Genomic DNA, 13,861 nt, shown 5'->3' on the forward strand with positions numbered 1-13,861 from the left:
ACCACCGTGTCGGAGCGCTGGTCGCCGCGGTCGTCGAACACGCCGACGATGCGGATGCCGGACTCGGCCTGGGCGTCGAGGGCCCGGATGAGGTCCTCGGCCACGGGCCCGCCGCCGACGATCGCCGTGCGACGGTCGAAGCGGCCCTCTCGCATCTGGGCACCGATGATCCGGGACAGGGTGAACCGCCCGGCCACGAGGAGGCCGAGGCCCGCGACGAAGACGGTGCCGAGCCAGACCCGCGAGTAGTGGTCGGCGACCTTGGCGAAGACCATCACGGTCGCCACGACGAGGAAGACGAGGGTCCAGGCCGCCAGGAGGCGCAAGGCCGGTTTGACGAAACCGCGCAAGGCGCCGATGCGGTAGAGCCCGGTGACCTGGAACAGGATCACCGCAATGGCGGCGATGCCGAGGATCGCCGTGACGTAGCGCGGACCGAGGGGCACGAGTCCCGACAGCTGCAGCCACTGCGTGGCAAGCCCCGTGACGCCGATGAGGGCGAACTCGGCCACCCGCACGCAGCCCGCCAGGACCACGGGCGAGAAGGCCGAAGCCGGTGCCGGCCGGGCCGTGGCCTCGGCCGGGGGGATGGCCATCATGCCGCCGAGTGCAGTCGGTTCCTGACCGGTGGTCGGGAGCGGTCGTGCGGCGGCTTCCAGGAGGTCGCGGACGTCGAAGGCACTCATCGTCAAGGCTTCCGGACTTCAATCAGCGTCGCTGCGGCGGCGACAACGGACGTATTCTGTCGCGGAGGCCTCACGGAACGCTTAACGGACGTCCACGGCGACCGCTCTTGTTCGGATCACAGCGCCTGGTCTACTCCCACAGCAACGGCACGCGCGTCCGCACGGGCCCGGAACGCCGCGGCGTAGCCCGACAACACATCGGCGCCCATGCGTTTCATGGAGAAGCGCGCCTGCACCGAAGCGCCGAGATCGGCAAACCAGGCCGCGCGTGCATCAGGGGCTTCGTCGATCACCCGAACGATGGCGTCCTCGAGGGCGTCCGCATCCCGGGGGGGAACGAGGTGGGACGCCGCCGTCCCGAAGATCTCGGGGATCCCGCCGACATTCGTCGCCACCAGGGGATGCTGGGCTGCGGCCGCTTCGAGCACCACATAAGGCAGGGATTCGGCCAGGGACGGCACCACCATGATCCGGCCGCGGGCGAGCACCGCGCGGATGGGCTGGGGCGGCTCGAACGCCACGGCGTGTCCGAGCCCCATGGCTCGGACACGGGCGGCCAGGAGGTCGGCATCGGGACCGGACCCCACCATCAGCAGGCGCAGGCTCCGACCCTTTCGGCGCAGGTTCGCCAGGGCTTCGAGGAGGAAGGGCACGCCTTTGGCGTCGCGCAGTTCACCGATATAGAGCAGATCGTAGGCGTCGGCCGTCGGCGCCACGGGCAGGAATTCGGCTTCGCAGATACCGTTGTGGACGATGCGGGCCAGGCGGGGCCGCCCCGCATGGGCGCGGTGACGCCCGGCGACGTACTCGCTCTCGAACAGGAACACGTCCGTACGCAGGGCCAGGAGCCGCTCGACGCCCATGTAGAACCGGTGCCGGAGGGTGCCGGGCTTGTAGTTGTAGCTGCCGCCATGGGGTGTGTAGGCGCGGATGGGAACGGCTCCGGTCACCCGCGCCGTTCGGGCGTAGACGCCGCCCTTGGCTCCATGACCGTGCAGCACCGTGGCGCCCGTGACACGCGCCCGCTCGCCGAGCGTCCGAAGGGCGGTGAGATCCGAGTGGTGCGGATTGCGATGCATCGGGACGCGCACGACCCCGAGGGACAGGCTGGATGCGAGGTCCGCGAGCGCCTGAGCCGCGCGCTCGCCGCCGGTGCTCGCGTCACAGACGATTCCGACCTCATGCCCGGCGGCCGCCTGAAGCCGGGCGAGATCGACGACGTGGCGGAAAAGACCGCCAACGGGCGCCCGGAAGACGTGGAGGATCCGATGCGAGGTGGGGGAGACGCCACCGGTCGTGGCATCGGGGCGGGAGGCGATCGAGAGAGTTGCGGACGCGCTCACGGCGGGGTCTCCAGGCGGACGGGCGCGAGCGGCGACGCCCGGCTGCGCGTGATCCTGTCCCGGCGTGGTGGGAGGAGCGTTAAAGCCCCTGCTTTCGCGTGACACATCGTGGAATTGAGTTAGGCAATGCCTAACGGCGCGCGGCCAAGTCTTCAAAGAGTTCTATCTCTCGGCCATGCCGCATTCTCCTTCGCCGAACTAGCATCCCCTTCGGCGGAAAGATTTTAGAAGAAGCGCTCCTTGATCACGATCGTGTCGCCGGGCCGGACCGGATAGGTCATCGGCACGATGCCGGAGACGAGGCCGCCTTTGCCTTCGCGGGTCAGGACCGCGTAGTCGCGCGCCGCCCGTGGACCGAATCCCGCCGCGATCGCGACCGCCGTCTCGACGGCCATACCGTTGACGTAGGGGTACTGGCCCGACGTGGTGACTTCGCCGAGGATGTAGAACGGCCGGTAGGCATCGACCTCCACGGTGACGTGGGGCTCGCGCACGAAACCCGAGGCGAGCTTGGCCTCGACGGTGCGAGCGGCCTGCGCGGTGGACTGTCCGCCGACCTTGACGAGGCCGATGAGGGGCATCGCGATGCTGCCGTCCCCATCGACGGCGTAGATGTTGGAGAGGTTGTCCTGACCGAAGACGATGACCCGCAGCCGGTCGCCCGCCGACAGGGTGTAGCGCGCACCGATCGAACCCGTTGCGGTGGCGTCGAGCTGGTCGGTCCTGAAGTCGGGACGCAGGCAGCCGCCCAGCGCGAGGCTGGACGACAGAGCGAGAAGAAGTGTGCGCCGGTTCATCACCAATGCCGCCATGACCGAGAGTTCTGGACCGTAAGTTCTGGTCCCGATTCCTAGGGCCATATGGTTAATGAATGTTGATCCGGTCCTCGGATCGCTGGTGTCGAACTCGGACGCAGCGATCGGACGTCGCAGCCGACGCTGAAATGATTTCGATCCCGGGTTGTTTCGACCTCGGGCGATCTCGGTGTGTCTTAACCTGGAATCAACCTTAACGGCCTCGAATGGCACAACGACGGCCTCCCACGGCCGATGCCTCGTCCGAGGGTAGAGATCCGAACCATGCCCCGCTCCTCGCTGATCCGCCCCGGTCCGTCCCCATCGTCCAACCCGATCGCATCGAGGGCGGGGGAAGGCCTCGGGCTCAGCCAGCTCTCCCGTCTCCTGCGCCGGTCCTGGCGTTGGATCGCCGTCCCGACGGTGGTGGCGGGTCTGGGTGCCGTCGCCTTCGTGCAGGTGGTGCCGCCGCGCTACACCGGCGAGGCGAAGATCCTTCTCGAGAGCCGTGAGGCCGCCTTCACCCGCTCGAGCCAGGAGCGTGGGGAGCAGGCGGTCCCGATCGACGAGCAGGCCGTGGCGAGCCAGGTCCAGGTCGTGATGTCCCGCGATCTCGCCCGCGAGGCGATCCGCCGGCTCAAGCTCGTGGGCAATGCCGAGTTCGACCCCGATGTCGCCGGCATCGGTCCGGTGCAGCGCCTTCTCATGATGATCGGCCTCGCCAAGAATCCCCTGGAACGGGCACCGGAGGACCGGGTGCTCGAAGCCTATTTCGACCGACTCCTGGTCTACCCGGCGGGCAAGTCGCGCATCCTCACGGTGGAGTTCCGTGCGAAGGATCCGGAACTGGCCGCGCAGGCGGCCAACACCATCGCCGAACTCTACATCGCCTCCCTGGAGGCGGCCAAGACCGACACCGCCCGCTACGCTTCGACCTGGCTCGGCGGCAACATCGAGGCCCTGCGCACCCGCGTGGCCGAGGCCGAGGCGAAGGTGGAGGCGTATCGCGCCCGTAACGGCCTCATCGGCGGCGGCACGGCCAGCCAGCCCCTGAGCGCCCAGCAGCTCGGCGAACTCTCGACGCAGCTCTCGCAGGCCCGGACCGTCAAGGCGGACCTCGCCGGCCGGGCCAAGCTGATCAAGGAGATGATCAAGGACGGCCGCGCCTTCGAGATTCCGGATGTGGCCAACAACGAGATCATCCGCCGCACGGTGGAGCAGCGCATCACCCTGCGCGGACAGCTCGCTCTGGAATCCCGCACGCTCCTGCCGGCCCATCCCCGCATCAAGGAGCTGACGGCGCAGATCTCCGACCTCGATTCCCAGATCAAGGCCACCGCCGAGCGCGTGGTGCGGACCATGGAGAACGACGCCCGGATCGCTGAGGCCCGCGTCGAGAGCCTGGGCGCGGCCGTCGATTCCCAGCGCGACGTCGTCTCGAAGGGCAATTCGAGCGAAGTCCAGCTCAGGGCCCTCGAGCGCGAGGCCAAGGCCCAGCGCGAGCAGCTCGAATCCTACCTCTCCCGCTACCGCGAGGCCTCGGCCCGCGACGCCGAGAGTGCGACGCCGGCCGATGCCCGCATCGTCTCGCGCGCCGTGGTGCCGGAGGTCCCGTCCTTTCCCAAGAAGTCGCCGATCATCACCCTGGCGGTGGTCATGGCCCTGCTGTTCTCCACGGGCGGTGTCATCGCGCGCCACCTTCTCGTCGATCCCGACGATGGTCGGCGCCGGCGCGAGGACGAGGAAGCCGGCGCCGAGGCCGAGGCGGTCCAGCCGTCCGCCTCCGCGCGCTTCGCCTTCCCGGAGGCCTCGCCGGCCCTGGCCCGCTACGGCGTCACGGCCACGACCCGCTTCGAACCCATGGCCGCCGCGGCCGCCGCGTCGATCGCTCCGGTCCGAGCACCCGCCCGCCCCGGTGCCCCGGTGCCCGATCGGTTCGCGCTCGATGGCCTCGTGGTCCGTCTCGGCGAGGACGTGCGCGCCGGAACCGGACGGCGAATCCTGTTGGCGGAGACCGAGGATCAAGCGGACATCGATGGCCTCTCCGGCACCTTGTCGGGCGCCCTCGCCGAGATCCTGGCTCCGGGCGCCCGCACCGTCATCCTCGATCTGAATGGCCCCGCCTGCGGAGCCGAGGATGTCGGCCTGACGGACCTCGTCGCGGGCGAGGCGCCCTTCCTCGATGTGATCCAGCGCGTCCCGGGCTCGCGCCTGGACATGGTTCCGCGCGGCTTCCTCGACATCGACGTTCTGAGCGAAGAACCCGAAGCCCTGGAGATCACCCTCGACGCCCTGGCGCAGGCCTACGACTGGGTGCTGTGCCGCCTGCGCGAGGCGGATGGCGAGACCGCCCGGGCGCTCCTGTCTGCGGTGGGCGGCGCCATGGATACGGTGGTGATCGCCTCGAACCGGGATGCGGACGATCCCGAACTCGTCGCGCTCTACGCCCTGGCCGAAGCGTCCGGGGCCAGCCGGGTCCTCGTCGCCCGGGACCGGGCCGTCGCGGACATGGCCGCCCAGGATTTCGGTTCCGATCTCGAACTGCGCCGCTCCGCTGCCTGAGAGGCTCGCACAGCACGCCGGGAGCCGATCATCCTTCGCCGCGCCGGCTTCGTTGCGAATGCCGGCGCGCGACGTGTCCCGCTTGTGGCCCTACGGCGCCGCGCGCCAGCGGCGCAGGCGGGTCACGAGGACCGACAGGCGGGGGTCGCGCTTGATCCGGCGCTTGAGTCGGGCGGTGCCCACGGCCTTGAGGGCGAAGATCCGGCCCCGCAGGGTCACCGGGATCGTGACCTCGCCGAGCTCGATGGTCTCATCGCAGGTGTTGGCCTTGTAGCGCGCCTCGCCGACGCCGAGGTCGAGGGCGCGCCGTCCGCGCTCCGCCTGATCCCGAACGAGATACTGGAGCAGAATGTCGCCGGGGCTCGACCGGCCCACCGAAGGGTCCTGGTCGAACGACGTCATCATGCCGCTGTAGCGGGCGGGGTCGACGGCGCCGGCGAAGACCGCGAACACCCGCCCGCTCTCGGTGGCCACCAGGGCCGCGACCTCGATGGCCGGCGCGTCGGATCGCGCGTCCCGGCCCGCGCCTGCGGCGATGAACGCGCGCACGGCCGGGTCGGCATAGGGGTTGGGGATGCCCATGGCGGCAAAGCGCGATGCCTTCTGGGCGTAGAACGCATCGAGGTAGGCCGTGACCTCCGCGTCCGTCCGGGCCACCCGGTAGGCCACCGGGCCGAAGGTCTCGACGAGCTTCTTCTCCTTGGATCGCAGCTTCTTGCGGGCGTCCCCGCTGAACACCCGCTTGACCGTCGATTCGGCATCGGGACCCAGCAGGAGGCCGTAGGCGTCGCTGGGCGAGGGATCGGAGCGGAAGCACAGGGGATTGGCCGCCCCCTCCCAGAACCGGGGCTGGTGCGAGAAGGCATAGACGTCGATGCCGCCGGCCCGGGCCGCCGCGCGCAGCTGCTCGGCCAGATCCGCCGGCTGCAGGGATGCCGCCGCGCGCGAGGCGAACACCGGCATGTGATAGTTGGCGTGCTTGGCCCCGACGACGCGGGCGACGCGCAGGCCGTGCTCGCGCGTCACATGACAGGGGATCAGAACCTGGGGGCGCCCGGAGGCGTTGCGCACCACGAGGACCCGCACCTCGGCACCCGGTTCCCCGCGCGCGTAGGCGGAGACCCAGTCGAAGCGCTGGTAAGGGGTGGCGAGGACGGCCGGATCGGCCTCCAGACCACGCCACAGGACCTCGACGCTCGCCAGGTCGGAAAAGATCTCCGTCGTCAGGCTGCCGCCTGCGGTATCCCGGACCATCTCCACTCCGCTCAGATCGTGTACGCCACCCGTCACCGCCGTCGCTCCCGCTCATCCGACGGGTCACTGGGCGCCGCGTCCCTTAAACGACGGGTGAAGCGCCCGCGCCGTCCTGTCGGTGTGGGTAACGAAACCTTGCCGATCCGCGCGGCAGGATCGCCGGCGCACGCCCGGAGGTCCGATGTCCACAGCCCGCCGCCACCGCCTGTTCGAGGCCGGATTCCGGACCATCGCGGCGACGGGCGCCGACCGCTGGCTCGCGCCCCTGGCGCGGGGTCGGGGCGTGATCCTCACCTTCCATCACGTCCGCCCCGAGCCGCCGGGCGCCTACGCCCCGAACCGGCTGCTCGCCATCACGCCGACCTTCCTCGATCACGTTCTCACCACCCTTGCGCGGCGCGGGTTCGCGGTGATCGGTCTCGACGCGGTGCCGGACCGGCTCGCCGAGACAGCGGGCGCGCCGTTCGCCGTCCTCACCTTCGACGACGGCTACCGCGACAATGTCGAGCATGCCGCCCCGATCCTGCGGCGCCACGGCGTGCCCTGGACCCTGTTCGTAACGAGCGATTTCGCCGGGGGGGGCGGGCGCCTGTGGTGGCTCGAACTGGAACGGGCCATCGCGCGCCTGGGGCGGGTGCGCCTGCCCGGAACGGCGATCGACCTGCCGGCGGGTAGCGATGCCGAGAAATCGCACGCGTTCGAGACCGTCTATCGCCATCTGCGGGCCGGGCCGGAGGAGGCCCTCCTCGCGGCCATCGCCGATTTGTGCGGACAGGCGGGCCTGCGACCCGGCGATCTGGCGGCGGAGCTCTGCCTCGGCTGGGACGAGTTGAGGGATCTGGCCCGCGACCCGATGGTCACCTTCGGGGCCCATACGGTGAGCCACCCGATGCTCGCCAAGCACGATGCCGCGACCCTGCGCCGGGAGGTGGAGGCGGGCCGCAACCGCCTCGCCGGCGAGCTCGGCCGCCCCGTGCGGCACCTGTCCTATCCCGTGGGCGACCCCACCTCCGCCGGGCCCCGGGAATTCGCCCTGGCGCGGGAACTCGGCTTCGCCACGGCGGTGACGACGCGCCCGGGCCACCTCTTCGCGGGCCATGTCGACCACCTGCACGCCCTGCCGCGGGTCTCGGTGAACGGCTGCCACCAGAGCCCGGCCGCCCTCGCCGCCCTGCTCTCGGGGGTCCCGTTCCTCGCCTGGAACCGGGGGCGGCGGCTCAACGTGGGTTGAGCGGATTTCTCTTCCGTATCAGGGCGTTGCGCGCTCAGCGCCGGTGGCGGCGGCGATAGGAGCGCGACCCGCCGCCGGTGTCGAAGCTGGCGCTCTGGCGGCCGTGGCGAGTGTAGCGCCCGCGCCGTCCGCGCCGGCCGGTCTCCGCCAGGGGCGGCAGGGCGGCGGCGATGCCGGGCGGGATGGCGGCCAGCGCCGTCGCCACGGAGGCCGAGGCGGAGGCCGCGCCCTCGGCGAAGCCCCCGGCGACGTTCTTGGCCGCCGGGCCGAACATCGCCAGGCACTGATTGTAGGCGAGATCGTTCTTCAGGCGCTCGCACTCGCCCACCGAGCGCGGGGCGCCCTGGGCCGCGGCGAGGGTTGGGACGAGGAGGGTCAGGAGGACGAGGGTCGGACGAATGAGCATGGTGCGGGGGATCGACCTTCGGCACGGGCTGTTCGGGGAGCGGGACCGTCTGTGCCTCCGGAGTGCGGCGAAATCCCGGCGTGCCGGGCGTCGTGACCGCATCGGCTTCGTCCGACGCGCCGGCGTCCGGCTGTCCGGGCCGAGGCTCAGGTCTCGGGATCGGGGCGCTGCATCCAGCGGATCAGGGGCATCAGGGGGACGATCCAGGCGATGCCCAGGATACAGTAGAGCACCGCCTGCACCGGAGCGGGGGTCTGCGAGATGCGGCTGTCGGCCAGCGCCATGGCCAGCGGCGCGTAGACGATGACGAAGGCCAGCATCGTGATGGTGCCGATCAGGGAGCGGGTGCGGCGGCGCATCGGCCTTCTCCTCGGGCGGTCTCGCGAAAAACCAGCCGCCCCGGGGCGGGGGTAAGCCCGGCGCGCGCGCGGCGCAATGCGCCGGTCCGTCACTGAAACGGAACGGCGCACGTCCCCCCCGCGCCGGAGGCGCCGTCACGGTTCGGCCGGAGGCGCCGTCACGGTTCGGCCGGGCGCGCCGTCACAGCTCGGCGGAGCGTCCCGAGAGTTCGGCCCGGAGCTGGCGGGCCGCCTCCAGCAACGCCCCGTCGCGGCGGCGGCGGGGCCGGGGCACCGTGACGGTGACCTCCGCCGCGACCCGGCCGGGGGCGCCGGCCAGGACCACGACCCGGTCGGCCAGGGTGACGGCCTCGTCGATGTCGTGGGTGACGAACAGGATGGTCTTGCCGGTGGCGGCCTGGATGCGCTGGAGCTCGTCCTGGAGGCCTTCGCGGGTGAAGCTGTCGAGCGCCGAGAACGGTTCGTCCATGAGCAGCACGTCGGGGTCGACGGCGAGCGCCCGGGCGATGGCGACGCGCTGGCGCTGGCCGCCCGAGAGCTGGTGCGGCCAGCGCTGGCCGAGGTCGGCGAGGCCGACGAGGGCCAGCATCTCGGCCGCCTTGGCGAGGCGCTGGGCCTTGGACAGGCCGCTGCCCTCGAGGCCGAAGGCCACGTTGGCGACGACCCGGCGCCACGGCAGCAGGCGGGCGTCCTGGAACACCAGGGCCATGGGCGTGCGGCAGCCGGGGCGGGTGTCGAGGCGCACGGTGCCGGCACTGGGTTTGGCGAGCCCGATGAGCACCCGCAGCACCGTCGACTTGCCGACCCCGGACTCGCCGACGATGACCAGGAACTCGCCGCGCGCGATGGTGAGGTCGAGGTCGGCGAGAATCGTGTTGCGCACCCCCTCCCGCTCGTAGGCGAGGCTGAGGCCATCGATCGTGATGATCGGCGAGGGGACTGGAATGCTCACGCGCGCCACCGCAGGAGCCAGCCCTGGAGGGCGACGAAGCCGGTGTCGAACAGGCCGTAGAGGCCGGCCATGGTGAGCATGTAGACGACCACGATGTCGGTGGAGAGGAGGCTGGAGGCCTGCATCATCCGGGCGCCGACGCCCGGCACGCCGAAGATCTCGGCGGCGACGACGGCCATCCAGGCCTGACCCAGGGCGGTGCGCAGCCCCACGAGGATGCCCGGGGTGGCGGCCGGCAGCAGGATCTTGGTCAGCCGCGACCACGGCGAGCGGAAGCCGAAGGCCTGGGCGACCTCGACGAGGTCGCGGTCGACCCCGCGCACGGCGCCTTGCGTCGCGAAGAACACGATCCAGAACACGCCGATGGCGATGATGAACACGGCGGCCGAGGGCTGGACCCCGAACCAGATGATGGCGAAGGGCACCCAGGCGAGGCCGGGAATCGGCCGCAGCAGGCGCACGATCCAGGCGGTGACGGCCTCGAACCCCGAAAACATGCCGCTGAGGAGGCCGAGGCCGATGCCGGCCCCGGCGCCGACGGCGAGGCCGACGACGTAGTGGCTCAGGCTCGACCACACGGCCTCGCCCCAGACCCCGAGCGCGATCTCCTTCAGGAAGGCGGCCGGAATCGTGCTCGGCGGCGGCAGGAAGGCCGGGTTGATGAGGCCGAGGCGCGGCATCGCTTCCCAGAACACCAGGAAGGCGGCGAGCCCGAGGGCGGAGAGCGCCGTGGCGCGGAATGGGGGCATCGTGTGCTAAGCAGGCTTCGCAAAAGTGGTCGCCGGTTTTGCGTCTAAAACCTGCGACATACCAAGGACCTAAGCAGGGTGAAGCGTTGGCTTGTCAACGCGAACCTGCTTAGCGCGCGGTCGCCTTCTCGTAGGGGCGCGGGTCGAACAGGCCGTCGAGGGGCACGTCCTTGTCCAGCGTCCCGATGGAGACCTGATAGGCCTGCATCGCCTTGGTGGCCTCGACGATGGCGCGGGGGTCGGCGGTGAACTTCGCCGCCGGCGAGGTCAGGGCCTTCTGGATGGTGGCGAGATCGGTGATGCCCTTGCCGAGCGCCGCCTCGACGGGCTTGGCTGCCCGGGCCGGATCGGATTTCAGGAGCTCGGTCGCCTTGACCACGGCCTTCACCAGCCCCTCGACGGCGGCCGGGTTCCTGTCGGCGAAGGCGCCGAACACGCCGACCACGGTGCCGGGCTGGTTCGGAAACATCTCGCCCCCCGTGGCGATGAGCGTGATCGCCGGGTTGCGCTGCTGTACGATGGTGAGCGCCGGCTCGCGGATGGAGGCGCCGTCGACGGCGCCGGCCAGCACCGCCTGCTGGGTCGCGTCGATGCCCATGGAGACGACCTCGGCGTTGGCCTTGTCGGCCTTGGCGACCTGCCAGAGCCAGTGCTGCAGGGTGGTGTTGGGCACCGAGCCCGGCGGCTGGGTGGCGAGGCGCGCCGAGCGACCCTCCTTGGCCTTGAACCGGGCGAAGGCCTCGGCCTTGCTGGCGCCGTTCGCGAAGTAGGGGGCGAGCTTGGGGCCCGCCACGAACACCATCTCCTCGATGGCGGTGGCGGCCACCACGCGGACATCGATGCCCTTGGTGCGGGCGACGGCGAGCGGCGCGACGCCGGCGACGTAGACGTCAATGGTGCCGGACGCGAGCGCCTGGATCATGTTGGGGCCGGATTCGAAGGTGGTGAAGGTGGGGGTGAGGCCGGCCTCCTTGAGCCAGCCCTCGCCGTTGGCGACGAAGATCGGGGCGGCGCCGATGACCGGGATCACGCCGATCCGCACGGGCACGGGGGCGGGACTCTGCGCCGAGGCGACGCCCGTGAGGGACAGCAGCATCCCGAGAACGGGCAGGATCGCGAAAACAGGCAGGATCGCGAAAACAGGCAAGCGGCGCATCGGGCAGATCCGGTCAGGGGCGTCGAGGAGGGCGGCCGATCGCACGGGGCGCCAGAAGCGTCGCCGCACGGGATCGGTCGGGCCTTATGGTCCGGGCCTTGGCACGGTGCGCCGGGGCGCGCAAGAATTTGCTCGCCCTTGCCCTGCGCCGCCGCGCGATTTGAAAAAATCCCTCTCCGCCGGCCGGGGCGGGGAGAGGGCGGTTCTGCCGCAGGCCGCGCGGTCCCGGGTGCCGGTCACGGGAACGCGAGCGGTCGCCCCCCGTTAACCCTCCGCTGCGGCCACCGGGCCGGCGGCGGCACCAGAATCGGGATATCCTACCATGAGCCTCCTCGGCAGCATCGTCAGCAAGATCCTCCATCCCTTCGGAGGCGGCGACGCCCAGGCCAAGCCCGCCGACGCCCCGGCCTCGACCGGCGGCTCCGACGCGCCGGCCTCGACCGCCACGGGCGGCGGCGCCGTCGCGCCCGGCTCCGTCGACGTCGAGGAGGTGCTGAACGGCATGGCGGCCAAGAACGGCCAGACCCTCAACTGGCGCACCTCCATCGTCGACCTGATGAAGCTCCTCGACCTCGATTCGAGCCTCACCGCCCGCAAGCAGCTCGCCGACGAGCTGCACTACACCGGCGACAAAGAGGATTCCGCCTCCATGAACGTCTGGCTGCACAAGCAGGTGATCAAGAAGCTCGAAGAGAACGGCGGCAAGGTCCCGGCCGATCTGAAGGATTGATTTTTCAAGCGCTCGGGCGCGTTTGCGCCCGAGCCGTGTGAGAAGGCCCGGTTGCCCCTGCGGCGGCCGGGCCTTCTGCTTTTGGAGAACAGAGGACAAGACATGTCGTTCGCTTCGCAGCCGAACGACATTCCGAGCCTCCGGTGCGGAGCGGACGATGATCGGACGCCCGACCGGTCCGGCGCCCGATGCCCCTGCCGCTCGTCCGCCGAGGGTGGGACGCGCCTGTCGGATCAAGCATCATCGCGCGTACGAAAACGTACGATTCGGATCTCTATTGGAAAACTTCGCCGCGTTCATTCTGTCTTCGGCAATGCATTGCGTGCTGTAAATATTGGGCGTATGGCGAAGGTGTCGATCGCCCTGATTTGGAAACTTCAGCGATAAATCTGGTTTCAGCACATGAAACATATTGCGGAAACTGACAACGATAACAAAAAGAGTCAAGAAATCATGAGCCGTATTGCGGCAGCGCTCGGCTGCTCGACGGACAAGTTTTTAGAAGAAACGATGGACGATCTGGATCAAACCTCTGAATTGCTGAGATTATGGCTTTCCATCGGTAATATTCAAGACCGCGCGAAAGTCTTGACGTATGCGCGGACGATTGCGACGCACATTCCGCCCTCGAAAGCGGCCTAGGGCCTCGGCCCGATAGGAGGCCTCGGCTTTCGAAAAAAAGGCCGATGCGGAAACGACGCTTCCGCGAAACGCCGCACGCGCATGCGTCGCGCGCCGCCTAGGCCCGATCCCCGACCTTGCCGATCGCGCGACCCCGCCTCGCATATCCGGCTCTCGGAGAGTGTCGCTCTTCTTGTTCGGCACGCGCTTCACGTTGAGCGGCTTCCTGTCCAAGTTGCCAAAGAAGTGCGCGCGTCATGGCGATCATGGCGGGCGTACCGGTCTCGACAACCGCGGTATTCGCCCTGAGACAGGCATCGACCATTGCGCCGAATTTCTTGTCGTCGCCCATATTTTCCAGCCCTCTAACGAAAGCAGAACATCTCGATACCACTTTAATCCGAGATAAATTAACATGGAGCGTTGATATTTGGTATGAAATCATCCGATCAAATGATGAAATAACGCGCATTCGATCATGATGATCGTGCGAAAACAGGGGGATTTCTATCGCAAATTCCTGAGGCGCCCTCGGAGGCTCCGACGGCACGCCATCGATCACGGCGAACATTGTCGCAGCCCCCAAGTGTTGGATGATGGCGCTGTCCGGCCGTTCAGGCGCGTCCCGGCCGGCCGGACGAGCCGGTACGCCTCCGATCGGTGATGGGCCCGCACGATCGCCCGAAGGGTCTGTCCGACGTCCGGGGCTCCCCGTCCCCGCGCAAGCACCGCCGTCCGAAGTCCCCCGCGCGCCGGGGCGGCATCCACCGCCGCGATCAGCGCGGACCCGGTGGTCTCCGGCGCGGCGTCGATCGCGTGGACGCGGAGGCTGATGGATCTCAATCCGCACGGTATCGCACGCCGGTCGGAGGGTCCGATCCGGTGGCGTACCGATTTCCCCGGTCCGACCGGCCGTTTCGATGACGATCCGGGGGATGCCCGACCGGGCGCGGAAACGGGAGCGGAGGCCGGCGGTCCTGGGCCCGCCCGGGAAAGCGCGCCGCGACCCCCGCGCCCC

13 protein-coding genes and 1 pseudogene are annotated in these 13,861 nt (G+C 69.7%); 4 read left to right on the forward strand and 10 right to left on the reverse strand.

Features of this window, described 5'->3' with window-relative positions:
• The 3 genes and pseudogenes from MKK49_RS19045 to MKK49_RS19055 all read right to left on the reverse strand — a co-directional run.
• A pseudogene (locus MKK49_RS19045) lies at positions 1-686 on the reverse strand (undecaprenyl-phosphate glucose phosphotransferase); the annotation flags it as partial.
• A 116-nt stretch (positions 687-802) separates the two neighbouring features.
• Positions 803-2,029: a glycosyltransferase family 4 protein gene (locus MKK49_RS19050; RefSeq protein WP_409565105.1), complete on the reverse strand. Its 1,227-nt coding sequence runs from the start codon at positions 2,027-2,029 to the stop codon at positions 803-805.
• A 224-nt stretch (positions 2,030-2,253) separates the two neighbouring features.
• Entirely contained in the window at positions 2,254-2,841 is a 588-nt protein-coding gene (locus MKK49_RS19055) for a polysaccharide biosynthesis/export family protein (protein ID WP_082476657.1), read from the reverse strand.
• Positions 2,842-3,108: 267 nt separating this feature from the next.
• Between MKK49_RS19055 and MKK49_RS19060 the strand changes: the two genes are divergently transcribed.
• Positions 3,109-5,385, forward strand: coding sequence for a GumC family protein (locus tag MKK49_RS19060; RefSeq protein WP_244031301.1), 2,277 nt, complete (start codon positions 3,109-3,111; stop codon positions 5,383-5,385).
• 90 nt (positions 5,386-5,475) lie between these two features.
• Here MKK49_RS19060 and MKK49_RS19065 read toward each other — a convergent pair whose 3' ends face one another.
• Positions 5,476-6,639 (reverse strand): GNAT family N-acetyltransferase, encoded by a 1,164-nt coding sequence (locus tag MKK49_RS19065; RefSeq protein WP_244031304.1) that lies wholly within the window; start codon positions 6,637-6,639, stop codon positions 5,476-5,478.
• Between the two features lie 181 nt (positions 6,640-6,820).
• Between MKK49_RS19065 and MKK49_RS19070 the strand changes: the two genes are divergently transcribed.
• The gene (locus tag MKK49_RS19070; protein ID WP_244031306.1) at positions 6,821-7,870 is read left to right on the forward strand and encodes a polysaccharide deacetylase family protein; all 1,050 of its coding nucleotides are present in this window, start codon (positions 6,821-6,823) and stop codon (positions 7,868-7,870) included.
• 34 nt (positions 7,871-7,904) lie between these two features.
• On the opposite strand, the gene MKK49_RS19075 is transcribed toward MKK49_RS19070, so the two are convergent.
• The 5 genes from MKK49_RS19075 to MKK49_RS19095 form a co-directional block, all read right to left on the reverse strand.
• Positions 7,905-8,276, reverse strand: coding sequence for a hypothetical protein (locus tag MKK49_RS19075; RefSeq protein ID WP_244031307.1), 372 nt, complete (start codon positions 8,274-8,276; stop codon positions 7,905-7,907).
• Positions 8,277-8,422: 146 nt separating this feature from the next.
• The gene (locus MKK49_RS19080; protein WP_244031308.1) at positions 8,423-8,635 is read right to left on the reverse strand and encodes a DUF2842 domain-containing protein; all 213 of its coding nucleotides are present in this window, start codon (positions 8,633-8,635) and stop codon (positions 8,423-8,425) included.
• A 181-nt stretch (positions 8,636-8,816) separates the two neighbouring features.
• Positions 8,817-9,596: an ABC transporter ATP-binding protein gene (locus MKK49_RS19085; protein ID WP_409565106.1), complete on the reverse strand. Its 780-nt coding sequence runs from the start codon at positions 9,594-9,596 to the stop codon at positions 8,817-8,819.
• Positions 9,584-10,336 (reverse strand): ABC transporter permease, encoded by a 753-nt coding sequence (locus MKK49_RS19090; RefSeq protein ID WP_244031310.1) that lies wholly within the window; start codon positions 10,334-10,336, stop codon positions 9,584-9,586. The genes MKK49_RS19085 and MKK49_RS19090 overlap by 13 nt, the downstream gene beginning before the upstream one ends.
• Before the next feature lie 109 nt (positions 10,337-10,445).
• Positions 10,446-11,432, reverse strand: coding sequence for an ABC transporter substrate-binding protein (locus tag MKK49_RS19095; protein WP_244031416.1), 987 nt, complete (start codon positions 11,430-11,432; stop codon positions 10,446-10,448).
• Between the two features lie 382 nt (positions 11,433-11,814).
• Here MKK49_RS19095 and MKK49_RS19100 point away from each other — a divergent pair, with 382 nt between their 5' ends.
• Both MKK49_RS19100 and MKK49_RS19105 read left to right on the forward strand, forming a co-directional pair.
• Positions 11,815-12,222 (forward strand): DUF3597 domain-containing protein, encoded by a 408-nt coding sequence (locus tag MKK49_RS19100; RefSeq protein ID WP_244031311.1) that lies wholly within the window; start codon positions 11,815-11,817, stop codon positions 12,220-12,222.
• Between the two features lie 402 nt (positions 12,223-12,624).
• Entirely contained in the window at positions 12,625-12,864 is a 240-nt protein-coding gene (locus tag MKK49_RS19105; RefSeq protein ID WP_244031312.1) for a hypothetical protein, read from the forward strand.
• Between the two features lie 97 nt (positions 12,865-12,961).
• Here the strand turns inward: MKK49_RS19105 and MKK49_RS19110 are convergent, their stop codons facing one another.
• Positions 12,962-13,414, reverse strand: coding sequence for a hypothetical protein (locus tag MKK49_RS19110; RefSeq protein ID WP_244031313.1), 453 nt, complete (start codon positions 13,412-13,414; stop codon positions 12,962-12,964).
• Between the last annotated feature and the right edge of the window lie 447 nt (positions 13,415-13,861).

The sequence above is a fragment of the Methylobacterium sp. J-090 genome (genome assembly GCF_022829345.1).
Taxonomy (GTDB): Bacteria; Pseudomonadota; Alphaproteobacteria; order Rhizobiales; family Beijerinckiaceae; genus Methylobacterium.

Bases quoted from the DNA above. Each gene is read 5' to 3' on its own strand.
- MKK49_RS19090 (WP_244031310.1), bottom strand. From the start codon at position 10,336: ATGCCCCCATTCCGCGCCACGGCGCTCTCCGCCCTCGGGCTCGCCGCC.
- MKK49_RS19070 (WP_244031306.1), top strand. From the start codon at position 6,821: ATGTCCACAGCCCGCCGCCACCGCCTGTTCGAGGCCGGATTCCGGACC.
- MKK49_RS19075 (WP_244031307.1), bottom strand. From the start codon at position 8,276: ATGCTCATTCGTCCGACCCTCGTCCTCCTGACCCTCCTCGTCCCAACC.
- MKK49_RS19105 (WP_244031312.1), top strand. From the start codon at position 12,625: ATGAAACATATTGCGGAAACTGACAACGATAACAAAAAGAGTCAAGAA.
- MKK49_RS19065 (WP_244031304.1), bottom strand. From the start codon at position 6,639: ATGGTCCGGGATACCGCAGGCGGCAGCCTGACGACGGAGATCTTTTCC.
- MKK49_RS19110 (WP_244031313.1), bottom strand. From the start codon at position 13,414: ATGTTCGCCGTGATCGATGGCGTGCCGTCGGAGCCTCCGAGGGCGCCT.
- MKK49_RS19060 (WP_244031301.1), top strand. From the start codon at position 3,109: ATGCCCCGCTCCTCGCTGATCCGCCCCGGTCCGTCCCCATCGTCCAAC.
- MKK49_RS19095 (WP_244031416.1), bottom strand. From the start codon at position 11,432: ATGCTGCTGTCCCTCACGGGCGTCGCCTCGGCGCAGAGTCCCGCCCCC.
- MKK49_RS19100 (WP_244031311.1), top strand. From the start codon at position 11,815: ATGAGCCTCCTCGGCAGCATCGTCAGCAAGATCCTCCATCCCTTCGGA.
- MKK49_RS19080 (WP_244031308.1), bottom strand. From the start codon at position 8,635: ATGCGCCGCCGCACCCGCTCCCTGATCGGCACCATCACGATGCTGGCC.
- MKK49_RS19055 (WP_082476657.1), bottom strand. From the start codon at position 2,841: ATGGCGGCATTGGTGATGAACCGGCGCACACTTCTTCTCGCTCTGTCG.